This window comes from Streptomyces sp. NPDC055189 (assembly GCF_053606765.1).
In genome coordinates this window covers 40,464-55,688 of the sequence record NZ_JBSGSG010000024.1, presented here as the reverse complement: position 1 = coordinate 55,688, position 15,225 = coordinate 40,464, and the positions used below count along the sequence as shown (strand labels likewise).

General features: G+C 71.9%; 11 protein-coding genes. 5 read left to right on the top strand and 6 right to left on the bottom strand.

The features are described from left to right. Positions 1–58 precede the first annotated feature (58 nt). Positions 59–694 carry a M15 family metallopeptidase gene (locus tag ACWFR3_RS19515; protein ID WP_453735842.1) on the bottom strand — a complete coding sequence of 212 codons (636 nt, stop codon included), beginning with the start codon at positions 692–694 and terminating at the stop codon, positions 59–61. Between the two features lie 157 nt (positions 695–851). On the opposite strand from ACWFR3_RS19515, the gene ACWFR3_RS19510 reads away from it, so the two are divergent. Beyond that, positions 852–1,688 carry a cyclase family protein gene (locus tag ACWFR3_RS19510; RefSeq protein WP_453735841.1) on the top strand — a complete coding sequence of 279 codons (837 nt, stop codon included), beginning with the start codon at positions 852–854 and terminating at the stop codon, positions 1,686–1,688. Next, positions 1,685–3,334 carry a thiamine pyrophosphate-binding protein gene (locus tag ACWFR3_RS19505; protein WP_453735840.1) on the top strand — a complete coding sequence of 550 codons (1,650 nt, stop codon included), beginning with the start codon at positions 1,685–1,687 and terminating at the stop codon, positions 3,332–3,334. The genes ACWFR3_RS19510 and ACWFR3_RS19505 overlap by 4 nt, the downstream gene beginning before the upstream one ends. 44 nt (positions 3,335–3,378) lie before the next feature. Here ACWFR3_RS19505 and ACWFR3_RS19500 read toward each other — a convergent pair whose 3' ends face one another. Then, positions 3,379–4,413 carry a YncE family protein gene (locus ACWFR3_RS19500; protein WP_453735839.1) on the bottom strand — a complete coding sequence of 345 codons (1,035 nt, stop codon included), beginning with the start codon at positions 4,411–4,413 and terminating at the stop codon, positions 3,379–3,381. Between the two features lie 173 nt (positions 4,414–4,586). Here ACWFR3_RS19500 and ACWFR3_RS19495 point away from each other — a divergent pair, with 173 nt between their 5' ends. Then, a complete protein-coding gene (locus ACWFR3_RS19495) occupies positions 4,587–5,189 on the top strand; it encodes a TetR/AcrR family transcriptional regulator (RefSeq protein ID WP_453735838.1) in 603 nt (200 codons plus the stop codon). A 22-nt stretch (positions 5,190–5,211) separates the two neighbouring features. On the opposite strand, the gene ACWFR3_RS19490 is transcribed toward ACWFR3_RS19495, so the two are convergent. Beyond that, positions 5,212–6,255 (bottom strand): SMP-30/gluconolactonase/LRE family protein, encoded by a 1,044-nt coding sequence (locus tag ACWFR3_RS19490; protein WP_453735837.1) that lies wholly within the window; start codon positions 6,253–6,255, stop codon positions 5,212–5,214. A gap of 56 nt (positions 6,256–6,311) precedes the next feature. After that, entirely contained in the window at positions 6,312–7,373 is a 1,062-nt protein-coding gene (locus tag ACWFR3_RS19485) for an SDR family NAD(P)-dependent oxidoreductase (RefSeq protein ID WP_453735836.1), read from the bottom strand. Positions 7,374–7,580: 207 nt separating this feature from the next. Here ACWFR3_RS19485 and ACWFR3_RS19480 point away from each other — a divergent pair, with 207 nt between their 5' ends. Continuing rightward, entirely contained in the window at positions 7,581–9,383 is a 1,803-nt protein-coding gene (locus tag ACWFR3_RS19480) for a flavin-containing monooxygenase (protein ID WP_453735835.1), read from the top strand. Positions 9,384–9,392: 9 nt separating this feature from the next. On the opposite strand, the gene ACWFR3_RS19475 is transcribed toward ACWFR3_RS19480, so the two are convergent. After that, entirely contained in the window at positions 9,393–11,795 is a 2,403-nt protein-coding gene (locus ACWFR3_RS19475) for a SpoIIE family protein phosphatase (protein WP_453735834.1), read from the bottom strand. Positions 11,796–12,017: 222 nt separating this feature from the next. Here ACWFR3_RS19475 and ACWFR3_RS19470 point away from each other — a divergent pair, with 222 nt between their 5' ends. Beyond that, positions 12,018–12,491: a hypothetical protein gene (locus ACWFR3_RS19470; RefSeq protein ID WP_453735833.1), complete on the top strand. Its 474-nt coding sequence runs from the start codon at positions 12,018–12,020 to the stop codon at positions 12,489–12,491. Positions 12,492–12,499: 8 nt separating this feature from the next. On the opposite strand, the gene ACWFR3_RS19465 is transcribed toward ACWFR3_RS19470, so the two are convergent. Beyond that, a complete protein-coding gene (locus ACWFR3_RS19465) occupies positions 12,500–15,202 on the bottom strand; it encodes a fumarate reductase/succinate dehydrogenase flavoprotein subunit (RefSeq protein ID WP_453735832.1) in 2,703 nt (900 codons plus the stop codon). Positions 15,203–15,225 lie beyond the last annotated feature (23 nt).

Below are 15,225 nucleotides of genomic sequence, written 5' to 3'. Positions count from 1 at the left end.
GAGTCGGTGCGGATCGTCGTGGCCGTCCGCGTCAATGTCTGTGCTCGTTCACTGCCGCTCACTGCTGCATCCTCGGGTCCTCGGTGGCATCGGCGTACATGCGCGGGCAGCGACCGTCGATCGCGTCGGTGCGCAGTTCGTAGTGCCAGGGTTCGTTCTTGTAGATCTGGCACAGCCCGTACGCGGCGCCGTGCCCGGACAGCCACTCCGTCGCGTCGGAGTGCCCGGCGTCGACCGCGTCCCCCGAGACGTGGGGTGAGGTCGACGGGGTGGCCACCCACCGGGCGGCCTCGTCCTTCGACCCGTACTCGGAGACCGCCTCGCGGAAGAGCTGCTTCTGGTAGGCCGGGGAGCGCCAGCCGCTGTTGACGTAGAACTCGATCCCGTCGTCCGCGGCGGCCGTCGCGGCCCGGCGGAGGGCTTTGAGCAGGTCCGGATCGAGTTTGGCCACAGCGGGCACGGGGTCGTCGAAGACCGTCACGCCGTCGGGGACGACACCGTCGGCCTCGCCGAGCGCACCACGCTGCCCGCCGCGGAGAGCGTTCGATGCTGATGCGGCCGAGGAGGACGAGGCTTTCGCTAACTGGTAGAGGACCAACGCGGTGATCGACGCCAAGACGACGATCAGGACGACGGCGAGAAGCGGGTGAATCCGGCGGGTCGTTGTCCGTGCTGCCGGTGGTATTCGAGTCATGCCGCCAGTCAAGGCAGCGCGATGTTGTGGGCACGTATGCGGTTTTTGATACACCGGCGATATACACGGACTCGTAGCATCGACGACATGCGTGTGCTGATCGATCGATCTCACCGGGGCGCTTGTGCGGGATTGACGGTGGCTTCAGGATGCAGGCATGCCTGAGTCAACGTCAGCATCCGCAGCAGCGTCCGGGCCGTCGTCACCCTCCGTTCTCGCCGCCCTGGTGGCCGGGTTGCGTGGTGGCGGGATCGAAGTCGTCGACCTCACCGCGCCGTTGTCGTCCACCACCCCGGTGCTCGAACTGCCGCCGGAGTTCGGGCAGACCAAGGTGTTCGAGCTGGAGGAGATCAGCCGCTACGACGACCGGGGACCCGCCTGGTACTGGAACAACATCCGCACCGGCGAGCACACCGGCACCCACTTCGACGCCCCCAACCACTGGGTCACCGGCAAGGACCTCGCGGACATCGCATCGGTGCCGGCGCGTCAACTGGTGGCCCCGGCAGTAGTGTTGGACGTCACCGACGAGGCCGCCAAGGACCCCGACTTCCTCATCGAGGTCGATCACATCCAGGCCTGGCAGAACCGGTACGGGGCGCTGCCCGACGGCGGTTGGCTCCTGGTGCGCACCGGGTGGGACAGCAGGTCGTACGCGCAGGAGCCGTTCCTCAACGCCGACGAGAACGGCCCGCACTCGCCGGGCCTGTCCGCCGCCTGCGCCCGCTGGGTGGCCGAGGAGTCGCCCGTGATCGGGCTCGGCGTGGAGACGGTGGGCACCGACGCGGGCCGGGCGCACGGGTTCGAGCCCGCGTTTCCCTGTCACTCGTACCTCATGGGCAGCGGCAAGTACGGCCTGACGCAGCTCCAGAACCTGGCCGAACTGCCGCCGACCGGCGCCGTCGTGATCGCGGGACCGCTGCCCATCGTCTCGGGCTCCGGGGCACCGGCGCGGGTCCTCGCCCTCGTCGAACGGGCGGGCGGACAGTCGTGAAGGTCGCCGAAGCGGTCGGCCGGGCCCTGGTGGCGGCCGGGGTCGGCCAGGTCTTCGGCGTGGTGGGCTCCGGGAACTTCCACGCCACCAATGCGATGGTGGCGGCGGGCGCGCGGTTCGTGGCGGCGCGCCACGAGGGCGGCGCCGCCACCATGGCCGACGCGTACGCCCGGATGCGGGGCGCCGTGACGGTGGTCAGCGTGCACCAGGGGTGCGGGCTCACCAATGCCCTCACCGGGATCGGAGAGGCGGCCAAGAGCCGTACGCCGCTCGTCGTGCTCGCGGCAGAGGCGACAGAGCCGCGCTCCAACTTCCATGTCGACCAAGCCGCGTTGGCCGGGTCGGTCGGTGCCCGGAGCGATCGCGTGAGGTCGGGGGCCGACGCCGTCGCACAGGTGTCGGCCGCCGTGCACCGTGCCGTCCAGGAGCGGTGCACGGTCGTACTCAACCTGCCGCTCGACGTACAGGCACTGGACGTTCCCGACGCGGACCGGGCCCTGGCCGCCGTCACGCCCCCGCCCCCGCGCGCCGCCGTCGAACCCGACGGCGAGGAGATCGCGACCCTCGCCGGGATCCTCGCGCACGCCGAGCGCCCCGTCTTCGTCGCCGGACGCGGTGCGCGCGGCCCCGAAAGCCGCCGGGCCCTTGAGGCGCTCGCCGAGCGCTGCGGTGCGCTGCTCGCGACGTCGGCGGTGGCCCGCGGCCTCTTCCGGGGCAACCCGTGGTCGCTCGACGTGGCGGGCGGATTCTCCTCGCCGCTGGCCGCCGAGCTGATCCGGGGCGCCGACGTGATCGTGGCCGCGGGCTGTTCGCTCACCATGTGGACGACGCGGCACGGCGCTCTCATCGGCCCGGAAACGACCCTGGTCCAGATCGACGACGACCCCGCGGCACTCGGCGCGCACCGCCCCGTCCACCTGGGAATCACCGGCGACGTGCGCCTGACGGCGGAGCAGACGCGCACCGCACTGGGGGAGGGCGGCGGCCCCGGCTACCGCACCCCCGACACCGCCGCCGCTCTCACCGCGCGACTGAGCTGGCGCGACATCCCGTACGAGGACACCGGCACCCGCGACCGCATCGACCCGCGCACGCTCAGCACCGCCCTCGACGACATCCTTCCCGCACAGCGGGTGATCGGCGTCGACTCCGGCAATTTCATGGGCTATCCGACGATGTACTTGTCCGTCCCCGACGAACAGGGCCTGTGCTTCACGCAGGCCTTCCAGTCCATCGGCCTGGGCCTGGCCACCGCCATCGGCGCGGCCCTGGCCCGCCCGGACCGGCTCGCGGTGGCCGCGCTCGGCGACGGCGGGATGCTGATGAGCGCCGTCGAACTCGACACGGTGCGCCGGCTCGGGCTGCCCATGGTGATCGTCGTGTACAACGACGACGCCTACGGAGCGGAGGTGCATCACTTCGGCCCGCACGGATTCCCGCTCGGCACGGTCGAGTTCCCGCCCACCGACACCGCCGCCGTGGCCCGCGGCTACGGCTTCGAGGCGGTGACCGTACGCACCCCAGCCGACCTCAAGCCCGTACGGGACTGGGTGGCGGGCCCGCGGACCGCACCGCTGCTCGTCGACGCCAAGGTGGTGCGCGAGCGGGGAGCGTGGTGGCTGGAGGAGGCGTTCCGCGGCCACTGAGCTCCTACTGACCCGCACGGAGGTGATCTGCCGCGCGAAATGCCCTAGGCGGTAGCCGGCAGCAGCACGGCAGCGTCCGGTTCCGGGTGGGTGTCGAAGGTGTCGATGACTTCGAAGCGGTTCAGGTCGATGACGGCGATCTGGTTGGTGTCCAGCAGAGATGCGTACGCCAGTGGCTTGGCCGAGTGGAGCGTTACCGCAGAGGGGGTTCCGGCCAGGCGGAGGGTGCGGAGCGGGCGCAGGTCGGTGCTGTAGGTGGTGAGGGTGTTGGCGGCGATGTCCGTCACCAGCAGTCGTTCGTCGTCGAGCGTGTAGACCCGTAGTGGGTCGCCGCCCGTCTTTCTGGTCCGGCGTACCTTCATGGTGCGGGTGTCGACGGCGACAAGGGCGGAGCTCTTGCGGGCGCCGACGAACAGTGTCTTCTCGTCCCGGCTCAAACAGCTGCTCTCGGGCAGTTGGCCGGGAGTGACCAGGACGGGTGCCACGGAGGCGTCGTGAGGGCGTACCAGGCTCACGGTGTGGGACAACAGGCCGGTGACGTAAGCCCGTTCGCCGTCACGGCTGAGCGTGAACAGGTGGGTCTTCACGCCCTGCGTGGGCGTCGCACGGGTCGGTGCCGTGTCGGTGGACGGGGCGTCGAAGCCGAGCAGTACGGCCTTCTCCTCGCTCAGGGCGTACAGCCGGTCGTGACGGTCGATGCCCATGCCGTGGATGCGGTTGAAGGGGCGGGTGTCGATGGTCCTGGCCAGGGAACGCGCGGCCAGGTCGATGACGAAGACCGCGGAGCCGCCCTCGCCGACGGTGGAGGCCATGCGCACTCCGTAGTGCCCTACGTAGGCGAATCGTCCGCGCGAGTCGACGACCATCTCGTGGGGGTAGTCGGGCAGCCGGACCGTCTCCTGGCGCTCGCCGGTCACGGCGTCGTAGAAGCTCACAGAGTGATTGCTCTTTTCCACCACCACCAGTACGTCGGTCTTCGTCGCCCGCGCAGCGCCGGAGGCGCCCGCGGCCGGCGTGGAGAGCCCGCTCGCCAACGTCCCGGCGCCCACCGCCTTGATCACTGTCCTGCGCGTCGCCACAGTCCCGCACCCCGATCCTGATCCCGAATCCTGATCCATTGGCAGTCCGCCATCGCGTGACGAGCTTGCTCGACATGGGACTGTGGCGTCCAGATCGCCTTTGTGGGACGGGACGAGTTTGTGCGACGGGACGAGGGTGCGTGGTCGTTTCGTGGGCGTACTACCCTTTCAGCGTGATCAACCCCACCGAGCCCGAGGGGCCGAACGACGCGGGTCGGCCGGCCAATCAGGGGCGGCGGGTCGCGGCCCGTAATCGAGCCGCCCTCATCGCCGCCGCCCGCGAGGTCTTCGCCGAACAGGGCCTCGACGCCCCGCTGTCGGCCGTCGCCCGCCGTGCCGGGGTGGGGCAGGGCAGCCTCTACCGGCACTTCGCCGACCGCGTCGCGCTGGCCACCGCCGTCCTGGACGAGAACGTCCAGCAGGTCGAACAGGCCGCCGCCGAGCCCGACGCGGACCTCGCCGGCGTCCTGGGAGTGGTGACGTGGCACATCACCCGTTCGACGGCGTTCGTCGATCTGTTGCGCATACGGGGTGACGGCGAGCATGCCCGCGCGCTGGCCGGGCGCGTCCGCACCGTCCTGTCCCGGTGTCTGCCCGCCGGCCACCGGCTGTCCGCCGACGACGTCATGCTCGCCGTCGCGATGGTCTCGGGAGCCGTCGGCGGCCCCACTCCGCAGGACCGGGAGCGCCGCGCCCTGGCCGCCTGGGGCCTGCTCGGCGTCGAGGTGGGGCCCCTGCGGTCCGTCGAGACCACCACCGCCGCCGACGACGCGTGATCCCCGGCCGCAACCGGCTTCGTCAGCCGCCGTTGGACTGCCGTATGCCCTCGGCGAGCGCGGTGAAGCGGTAGATGTAGCCGCCGTCGGGGCCGCTGACGGTCATGTACGCCTTCGTGCCGCCCGGCGAGATCGCGACGTTGGTCGCCGACTCCAGGCCCTTGGCGGCCCCGGCGGGAATCTCGACGGTGGCCAGGCGTTCCCCGTTCGGGCTGTACACGGCCATGGCCGGTCGGCCGTGCAGCGCCTGGTAGAGGTTGCCGTCGGCGTCCACGGCGATGGAGTCGGTCTGGGCCACGCCGGCGTCGACATGGATGGCCTCGTGCTGGGAGGTCACGGCGGTCTTGTCGGCGTCGAGGAGAAGGTAGGAGATGGTGTTCTCGGCCAGCTCGCTGATCCACAGGCCGCGCGTATCGGGGTCGAACATCACGCCGTTGGGGTGGGCGAGTTCGTCGGCCAGGACGGCCGTCTTCTTGCCGTCGCGGTCGATGCGCACGATGCGGCCATCGGCCTCGCCCGGCTTCATGCCGTGCAGATCGCTGACGTACAGGTTGCCCTCGTCGTCGAAGGCGATGTCGTCGGGGTTCATGGCGGAGCCGTCCACCTCGCCGGAGAAGAACGTGCGCGGGTCCGATCCGTCCGGCTCGGTGCTGACGACCGAACCGGTGTAGTCGCTCAGGTAGAGGCGGCCGTCGTACGGGCTGAGCTGCGCGGAGGTGTAGGCGCCGGTCTTGTCGGTGTAGATGCCCTTGTGCTTGCCGGTGGCCGGGTCGACCGACATGACCTTGGGTTCGCCTGCGGGCGCGGTGACGTCCACGACGTACAGGTCGCCGTTCTCGTCGAGGACCGGGCCCTCCAGGAGTGTCCTGCCGGTGGCCTCGTGCGGGTCGGTCACGTGCGCGACCCGGGTGGCCCGGATGGTCCGGCCCTCGCCGGACGACTCGGGGTGCGCGGCCGGGGCGGCGGTGGTCTGGGTTCCGCATGCGGTCAGGGCCAGCAGACCGAGGGCGGCGACACCCGTCAGGGCGGCGCGGGGGCGGGGGAGGAGAGCGCGGTACGTGGTCATGCGGGGGAGGTGCTCCTTCCGGGGAGGTACGGGGAGACGAGGGTGGCCGGTTTTCGTCAGGCCGCCGACCAGCCGCCGTCGGAGGGCAGGACGGCGCCGTTGATGTTCACCGAGTCCCTGCTGAGCAGGAACGTGATCGAGGCGGCCAGTTCCTCCGCCATGGCCAGGCCGGGTATCGCGACGCGCATCCTCGCGGTGCGGGCCGAGCCGTAGGGGGCGGCGGCGGGCACCGGGATGCCGGTGGCCACCGCACCCGGAGCGACGGCGTTGATCTGCACGCCCGTGCCCGCGTACTGGTAGGCCGACGACATCGTCAGGCCGACCAGGGCGTGCTTGGAGGTCGTGTACGCGGCGCCGGCCGCCGATCCGCGCAGGGCCGCTTCGGAGACGACGTTGACGATCCGGCCGCCGCCCGCGGCGAGCATGCCGGGCACTACGGCACGCATCAGGCGCATGGGGCCTTCGACGTTGATGCGCATGACGCGTTCCCAGGTCGCGTCGTCGACCTCGTGCACGGCCGCGTCGTTGTCCATCACGCCCGCGACGTTCGCCAGGGCGTGCACGCGGCCGTCCGCGGCGGCCAGGACCGCGTCGGCGGACGCGGGCCCGGTGATGTCCGCGGTGACGGGCACGACCGCGGCTCCCAAACCGGAGGCCAGCGTCGCGAGCCCGTCGGCGGAGACGTCGACGGCGACCACACGGCCGCCCTCGCGCACGATGCGCGACGCGACGGCCTTGCCGATGCCGGAGGCGGCGCCCGTGACGACGACGGTTTGGCCGTCGAAGCGGCCGGGGGTGACCTGCTCGGTCCACGGCTCGGGGGCGCCGATCTCGACGCCGTGGTCGGGCTCGGCGGCTGCGGCGGACTCGACCGGGGGCGCGGTCGGCACGCCCTCGGGGATCTGCCCGGTCTCGGCGGCGGTGACCAGCACGTCCACGAGCTCGGGCGGGAACTTGCCGCCGGACATCTTCACGAGCTGTTCGAGGGGCAGGCCGAGCGCGGGGGCGAGGGCTTCCTCGCTCTGGCCCTGTGCGGCGAGCATGCCGCGCAGGACCTGCCCGGCGGTGGGTTCCGCCAGCCAGTCGCGCAGCGGGGAGGCGGGGGTGACGTTCGACATCGCGGGCCTTTCGGGTCGGGGCGCTCGGGCGGGCCGTGGGGGAACGACCCCCAACCGGACAACAGTGTCCGGTTGCTGGGATACGGTACCTGGGACCGCGCGGGACGCCCCGGCAAGGGCAGCGATCACGCCTGCGCGCAGCCCGGTGCACCCCTCAGTCCGATGCACCCCCAGTCCGACGCACCCCCCACGAGAGGACTCCGCCCCATGCCTCTTCCGCACTGCCCCAACCCGCCCACCCCGCAGGAGACCGCCGCCCTGCGCGAGCGCTACCGCCTGGAGCGGGAACGCCGCGTCCGCCCCGAGGGCACGGGCCAGTACCGTTCCACGCAGGCGGAGTTCGGCTATTTCGCCGCTGACCCGTACGCCGGTGAGGCGGCGGAGCGCGAGCCGCTGCACGACGTGGTGGACGTCGCGGTCGTCGGCGGCGGCTTCGGCGGGATTCTGGCGGGCGCGCGGCTGCGCCGGCAGGGCGTGGCGAAGGTGCGGGTCATCGACAAGGGCGGTGACTTCGGCGGCACTTGGTACTGGAACCGCTACCCGGGCATCCACTGCGACATCGAGTCGCACGTCTACCTGCCGCTGCTCGACGAGACCGGCTATGTGCCCGAGTGGAAATACGCCCCGGGTGAGGAGATCCGCCGGCACGCGGTGCGCATCGCCGAGCAGTTCGGTCTCTACGAGAACGCCCTGTTCTCCACCTCCGTCACCTCCCTGACCTGGGACGAGACGGCACAGCAGTGGACGGTCACCACCGATCGGGGCGACGAGTTCCGGGCGACCTACGTCATCACCGCCACCGGCACGCTCTCGGAGCCCAAACTGCCCGGCATCCCCGGCATCGAGGACTACCGTGGCCACACCTTCCACACCTCCCGCTGGGACTACGCGTACACCGGCGGCAGCCCCGAAGGCGGCATGACCGGCCTGGCGGGCAGGAGAGTCGGCGTCGTCGGCACCGGGGCCACCGGTGTGCAGGTCATCCCGATGCTGGCCGAGGACGCCGGTCACCTGTACGTCTTCCAGCGCACCCCCTCCGCCGTGGACGTGCGCGGCCAGCGGCGCATGACGCCGCAGGAGGTCGGCGCGGACCGGACGGGCTGGGCTGCCGAGCGCCGCGAGAACTTCCTGCGGATCTGCTCCGGAGAAGACGCCGGGCAGGACCTGGTCGCCGACCGGTGGACGGAGTCGGCAGGGCTCCTTGAGAAGCTCCTGCCCAGCTTCCGCCGCCACGGCGAACCGGACTTCGAGGTCGCCTACGAGGCCGCCGACCACGCCACGATGAACGAGATCCGCGCACGGGTGGCCGCCGAGGTCACCGACGCCGCCACCGCCGCGACCCTCAAGCCCTGGTACCGGTACGCGTGCAAGCGCCCCACGTTCTCCGACAAGTACCTGCCCGCGTTCAACCGCGACAACGTCACCCTCGTCAACACGGCCGACACCCACGGCATCGAGCGCATGACCGAGCACGGCGTCGTCGTGGACGGGGTGGAGTACGAGGTCGACTGCCTGGTGTTCGCCACCGGGTTCTCCGTGGGCGTCTCCGGCATCACATCAGGGCAGCTGCCGGTGGCCGGCCGCGACGGCGTCCGGCTCCTGGACGCGTGGGCGAAGCGGGGCCCGCGCACCCTGCACGGCTTCACCAGCCGGGGATTCCCGAACCTGATCCGTCTTGGCTCGCTGCAGAACGCCAGCAGCGTCAACTACACCCACATCCTTGACGAGCAGGCCGTGCACGCCGCCGCCCTGGTCGCCGCCGCGCAGGACAAGGGCGCCGTCGTGGAGCCCAGCCCCGGGGCCGAGGACGCCTGGGTCGAGGTCTGCGCGCAGGGCGCCCCCGATCACGCCTGGTTCCACGCCGAGTGCACCCCCGGCTACTACAACGCCGAGGGTCGCGGCCGCCCGAACGGCCCGACGGCCTACCCGCACGGTGCCGTCGCCTTCCACGAACTGCTGCGCCGCTGGCGCGAGGAGAACATGGGCGAGGCACTGCAGGCGCGGAAGTAGGGGACCGCCTCAACCCGTGGCGGGAAAGGCCTGTTCGGTCCAGATGGTCTTGCCGGAGCGGGTGTAGCGCGTACCCCACCGCTGGACGAGCTGCGCGACGATGAACAGGCCGCGCCCGCCCTCGTCCTCCTCGCTGCTGTGGCGCAGGTGCGGTGAGGTGTGGCCGGTGTCGGCGACCTCGCACAGCAGGGTGCGGTCACGGATGAGGCGTACGTGGATCGGTCCCGCGGCGTACCTGACCGCGTTGGTCACCAGCTCGCTGACGACGAGTTCGGTGGCGAAGGACAGCTCTTCGAGGCCCCAGTCGTGCAACTGCTGGGTGGCCAGTTCACGGGCGCGGCCCGCCGTGACCGGCTCCGCGGGCAGCTCCCACTCGGTGACCCGTGAACTGCCGAGCTCGCGGGTGCGGACGAGCAGCAGCGCGGTGTCGTCGGCCGTCGAGCTGCCCGGCAGGAGTTGCGCCACGGCCCGGTCGCACAGCTCTTCGAGCGATGCGTCCCGGTCGCCGAGCACCTGCCGCAGGGTCTCAAGGCCGTGGTCGATGTCGCGGTCGCGCGCCTCGACCAGGCCGTCGGTGAACAGGGCGAGGAGGCTGCCCACCGGCAGTTCGAGCTCCATCGCCTCGAACGGCAGGCCGCCGAGGCCAAGGGGCGGTCCCGCGGGCAGGTCCGGGAAGGACACCTCGCCGTCCGGGCCGACGACCGCCGGCGGCAGGTGACCGGCCCTGGCCATGCAGCAGCGCCGCGAGACCGGGTCGTAAACCGCGTAGAGACAGGTGGCCCCGGTGGTCACGTCGGCGTAGTTGCCGTCGGGCGCCCCCAGTTCCCCGCGCTGCTCCTCGGCCGACTGCGCCACCAGATCGTCGAGTCGTGAGAGCAGTTCGACGGGGTCCATGTCCATCTGGGCGAACGCGCGCACGGTCGTCCGCAGCCGTCCCATGGTGGCGGCTGCCTGCAGGCCGTGGCCGACCACGTCCCCGACCACGAGTCCGACCCGGGTCCCGGACAGCGGGATGACGTCGAACCAGTCACCGCCGACCCCCGTCACGTTGTCCGTGGGGAGGTAGCGGTGGGCCACGTCGAGCGCCGACTGCTCCGGCACGTGCTGCGGAAGCAGCTGGCGCTGGAGGGCCAGGGAGGCGGTGCGCTCCCGGGTGAAGCGGCGGGCGTTGTCGATGGACACGGCGGTACGGGCGACCAGCTCGTCGGCGAGTGCCACTTCGCCGCTGTCGAAGGTGGCCGAAGCGGCGCCGCGGATGAAGGTGACCAGACCCAGCGTGCTGTTCCCGGCCCGCAGCGGCACGACCAGGACCTTGTCGTCGAGCACCGCATCGCCCGAGGAGAGGCAGCGCTCCTGCGGCGAACCGGAGGGATACTCCACGGGGGAGTGGTTCACGCGTGCAGGGCTCACGGGTGAGTCGTTCGCGGGTGCGTGACCGGCTTCCCCGGCCGAGCGGTGGGCGGCCCGCAGGAGAGAGCCCGCCGCCGATCCGCTGGTGGCCGGAATCTCGCCCTCGAGGACCCCCCGCGCGAGGTCGACCGTCGCGGTGGCGGCGAACTCCGGCACCGCCACCTCGGTGATCTTGTTCGCGGTGACCAGCGCGTCAAGGCCGTTCCCGATGCCGCGGCCCGCCTCGACGAGCAGGGCGAGACGCCGCTGGGCCCGGTGGCGATCGGTGATGTCGTAGGCGTCCTCGCATACTCCGAACACGTGTCCGTCGGCGTCTTGGAGCCGGTAGTAGGCGCAGGACCAGAGGTGGTCCGTCTCCGGGTCGCTGGGCGGCCGCCCCTGGAAGTGCAGGTCCAGAAAGGACTCGCCGGTGTCCAGGACGTGCCGCATGACCGCTTCGAGAGTGGGCGGATGCCCCTTGCTCACGAACTTTCCCTCGGAGTACAGCTGATCGGCCCGCAGACCGCGGAACTCGGCGAACGGCCGCCCGATCTCCCGCTCGTACGCCGCGTTGCACCAGGTCAGGCACAGGTCGGTGTCGTAGATGGCCAGGCCGACGGGTGACTGCGTGGTCAGTCCGTGCAGCAGGGCGAGCCGGGATTCCCACAGCCGCAGGTCCTTCAGCTCCGTGGCGACCAGGACACGCTGCACCGTCCCCGCACCCGGCAGGGGGCACACCGCGATGGCGACGATCAGCTCATGGCCGTCCCGGTGCAGGGCGACGCGGATCTGATTGCTCCGCAGCTCGGCGGGGACGGGGAGATCGGAGGGCGCCGGAGCGGGGGTCAGGAACGTGGCCACGGGCCGGCCGACGATCTCCTGCGGCCGGTATCCGAGCAGCCGCTCGGCCGCGGGGCTCCAGCCGATCACCGTGTCCCGGGCGTCGACGACCGCCGTGGCCGCCCTGGTGACGTCGAGGGGACTACGAAAGTCGGTTCTCTGCTCCGCGTTCCATGCCGTCATGGCGCCACACCAGCCCCGTTCATCCCCTACAGAATCCGCCGCCGACGCAGCGGGCACAAGCGCGGTACGCCCACCCGCGCGCACGGAGGGTGCCACTGGGCCAGTCGGGCCAAGCGGTGTCGCCCGGTCACACCCCCTGACCACCCGGACCGGTGGCCCGGCCGCGATCGACCCGCTTTCGGCCCCGTCATGGGGGAGAGTGTCCGCGTGCATCGCCGGATCGTGACCCTCGTAGCCCTCGCCCTGCTGAGTACTGCCGGGTGCACCTCCGTGTCACCGGACCGGCTGCCGCCCCGCCAGCTCCCCGCACCGGCGGGCGGCGCGCCCCCGTCGCTCTCCGTGCCCCGCACACCGGCCGCCGTGCAGCCCTCGGCGCGCGACGCCCTGGTCAAGAGCAGCACCGGCACCCCGAAGCCCGAGAAGCCGCGGAAGCCCCGGCGGCAGGAGCCCGGCACCGGGAAGCCCGCCGCCGTCGCCCACGAGCGTCCGGCACCGGCCCCGCCACGTCCCACAGCCCACCGCACACCGCCACCGCCCCGGCCCGCGAGTCGGCGCCCGGAGCGCCGCCCCGAGCCGGTGGCACCCCGCCCCGCGCGGCCGCGGCAGACGTACGACGGCAAGGTCGTGTGCCGGATGGCGAACGGCGTGGCCGATCCCGCCACCGTGGCGCTGTGCCGCGAGCAATTGGGGCGATGAGCGCTGGTTCAGGCGGGGACTGCCGCTCGCGCCGCGTACGCGCGGACGTCGGCGTCCGGGTCCCGTACCGCGGTGGCCAGTGCCGTACGGGCCTCCTCGCTCGTCGTGTGCTTGAGGAGGGCCAGGACCGCGGCCTTGCGGACGTCGGCGTTGGGGTCGCCGAGCGCTTTTGCCAGGGCGGGGACGGCGCGTCCGGGAGCCGCCGCGCCCAGCGCCGCGGCAGCGCCCGCGCGGACCTGCCAGGACGGGGCGCTCAGGGCGTCCAGAGCGGTGTCGTCGTACGGGGCGGGGCAGCCCACGGTGGCCAGTGCGGTGAGTGCGGCGGCGCGGACCAGGATGTCCGTGTCCCGGAGCAGGGGGGCAAGCGCCTCGGGGCTGTCCAGGCCCCGTGCCACCGTGACGCGGACCTCACGGGCCGGGTCGGCGCCGGCGCGGGCGACGGCGTCGAGGGCGCCGACCGAGACCAGGGCGCGGACCGACGCGATACGGACCTCGATGTCCGGGTCGGTGAGCGCGTGGGCATAGACGGTGGCCCCGCCCAGGCGCAGGGCGCGCAGGACGTCGAGGGCGGTGGCCCGGATCAGTGCGTCCTCCTGGCCGAGGGCGTCGTGCAGTCCGCGGGCCAACTCCTCTGCCGGGGGCAGGACTTCGACCAGTTCGAGCAGGGATGCGGCAGCGGCGGCGCGCACGCCCGGATCCGGGTCCGCGAGGGTCTCGGCGAGAGCCGGGCCCGTGCCCGCGGGGACGGTCTCGGTGAGCGTGGCCACGGCCGCCCGGCGCACCGCGGGGTCCGGGTCGCTCAAGAAGGGCCGCAGCAGCGGGAGTTCGGGTTCGTCATCGGCGAGGGCGAGCAGTTCCAGGATGCGCGGGGAGTGCGAAGCGGCGGCGGTCGTACCGCGTGACGCCGTGGTGCTGGTGCGGATGCCGGAACCGACCGGGGCGAGATCCCGCTGCCCGGCGGTGGCCACGTTCTCCGGGTGCACCTCGCCCAAGTGGCGTGAGGCGCCGCCGACCGGCGTGAACTCCTCGACCGGGACCAGATAGGGGTCCACCGGGCGCGCCGTGAACTCCATCCCCCCGGAAGGGGACTTGTGCAGGTCCAGGTGGTGCAGCCAGCCGTCGTCGTCGCGCTCGGGGTGATCCGTACGCTCGTGGTAGAGCCCCCAGCGTGACTCCGTGCGGGCGAGGGACGAGCGGGCCGCCATCTCGGCGCAGTCCCGGATGAAGGTCACCTCGGCGCAGCGCATCAGCTCGTGCGGGGTCTGCGCGCCCATCTCGGCGATCTCGCCGCGCATCCGCTCGAAGTGGTCCACGGCAAGGGAGAGCCGGGCACCCGTCTTGGGCGGGGCCACGTAGTCGTTCACGAAGCGGCGCAGCTTGTACTCGACCTGTGGTTGCGGAGGACCGTCGGGGTTGCGCAGCGGGCGGTAGATCAGATCGTGCGCCTCCCGCACCTGGGAGAGGGGCAACTCGCCCTCGTACACGCTCAACCGGGAGGCGTCCGCGCCCGCCAGATCGCCGAAGACGAACGCGCCGATCATGTAGTTGTGCGGTACGGAGGCCAGGTCCCCGGCGGCGTACAGACCGGGCACGGTGGTGCGCGCGTGGTCGTCCACCCGGACGCCCGACGCCGAGTGGCCGCCGCACAGGCCGATCTCGGAGATGTGCATCTCGACGTCGTGGGTGCGGTAGTCGTGGCCGCGGCCCGCGTGGAAGGTGCCCCGCGTCGGGCGCTCGGTGGAGTGCAGGATGCCTTCCAGGGCGCTGATGGACTCCTCCGGGAGATGGCTGAGCTTGAGATACACCGGCCCGCGGTCGGAGTCGAGTTCGGCGGCGAACTCCGACATCATCTGCCCCGACCAGTAGTCGGAGTCGACGAAGCGCTCGCCGTGCCGGTTGACCTGGTAGCCCCCGAAGGGGTTGGCGACGTAGGCGCAGGCGGGGCCGTTGTAGTCCTTCATCAGCGGGTTGATCTGGAAGCATTCGATGCCGGTGAGGTCGGCCCCGGCGTGGTAGGCCATCGCGTAGCCGTCGCCCGCGTTGGTGGGGTTCTCGTAGGTGCCGTAGAGGTAGCCGCTCGCCGGCAGGCCGAGCCGGCCGCACGGGCCGGTCGCCAGGATCACCGCGCCCGCGCGTACGGTCACGAACTCGCCCGTGCGCGTGTTGAATCCGACCGCCCCGACGGCCCGCCCCTCCGCGGTGAGCACCCGCACCGGCATCACGCGGTTCTCGATGCGGATGCGCTCGCGCATCTCGCGGCGGCGCAACTGCCGGTAGAGGACCTTCTTGACGTCCTTGCCCTCGGGCATGGGCAGGACGTACGAGCCGGAGCGGTGCACCTGGCGCACCGCGTACTCGCCGTGCTCGTCCTTCTCGAACTTCACGCCGTACGACTCAAGGCGCTGCACCATCGAGAAGCCGCGGGTCGCGGTCTGGCGGACCGTGGACTGGTCGACGATGCCGTCGTTGGCGCGGGTGATCTCGGCTACGTAGTCGTCCGGTTCGGCTCGGCCCGGGATCACGGCGTTGTTGACGCCGTCCATGCCCATGGCGAGCGCACCGGAGTGGCGGACGTGCGCCTTCTCCAGGAGGAGGACGTCCCGCCCCTGCTCGGCGGCGGTGAGCGCCGCCATCGTGCCGGCCGTTCCGCCGCCGATGACGAGGACGTCACAGGAGAGCTCCTGAGCATCGGTGACTGCGGGGATCTGCATGGGAGAAGGAACCTCTCAGGTGC

Excerpts from the sequence above, each read along its gene's own strand:
- ACWFR3_RS19515 (WP_453735842.1), bottom strand. The coding sequence starts at position 694 with ATGACTCGAATACCACCGGCAGCACGGACAACGACCCGCCGGATTCAC.
- ACWFR3_RS19510 (WP_453735841.1), top strand. The coding sequence starts at position 852 with ATGCCTGAGTCAACGTCAGCATCCGCAGCAGCGTCCGGGCCGTCGTCA.
- ACWFR3_RS19490 (WP_453735837.1), bottom strand. The coding sequence starts at position 6,255 with ATGACCACGTACCGCGCTCTCCTCCCCCGCCCCCGCGCCGCCCTGACG.
- ACWFR3_RS19485 (WP_453735836.1), bottom strand. The coding sequence starts at position 7,373 with ATGTCGAACGTCACCCCCGCCTCCCCGCTGCGCGACTGGCTGGCGGAA.
- ACWFR3_RS19480 (WP_453735835.1), top strand. The coding sequence starts at position 7,581 with ATGCCTCTTCCGCACTGCCCCAACCCGCCCACCCCGCAGGAGACCGCC.
- ACWFR3_RS19475 (WP_453735834.1), bottom strand. The coding sequence starts at position 11,795 with ATGACGGCATGGAACGCGGAGCAGAGAACCGACTTTCGTAGTCCCCTC.
- ACWFR3_RS19465 (WP_453735832.1), bottom strand. The coding sequence starts at position 15,202 with ATGCAGATCCCCGCAGTCACCGATGCTCAGGAGCTCTCCTGTGACGTC.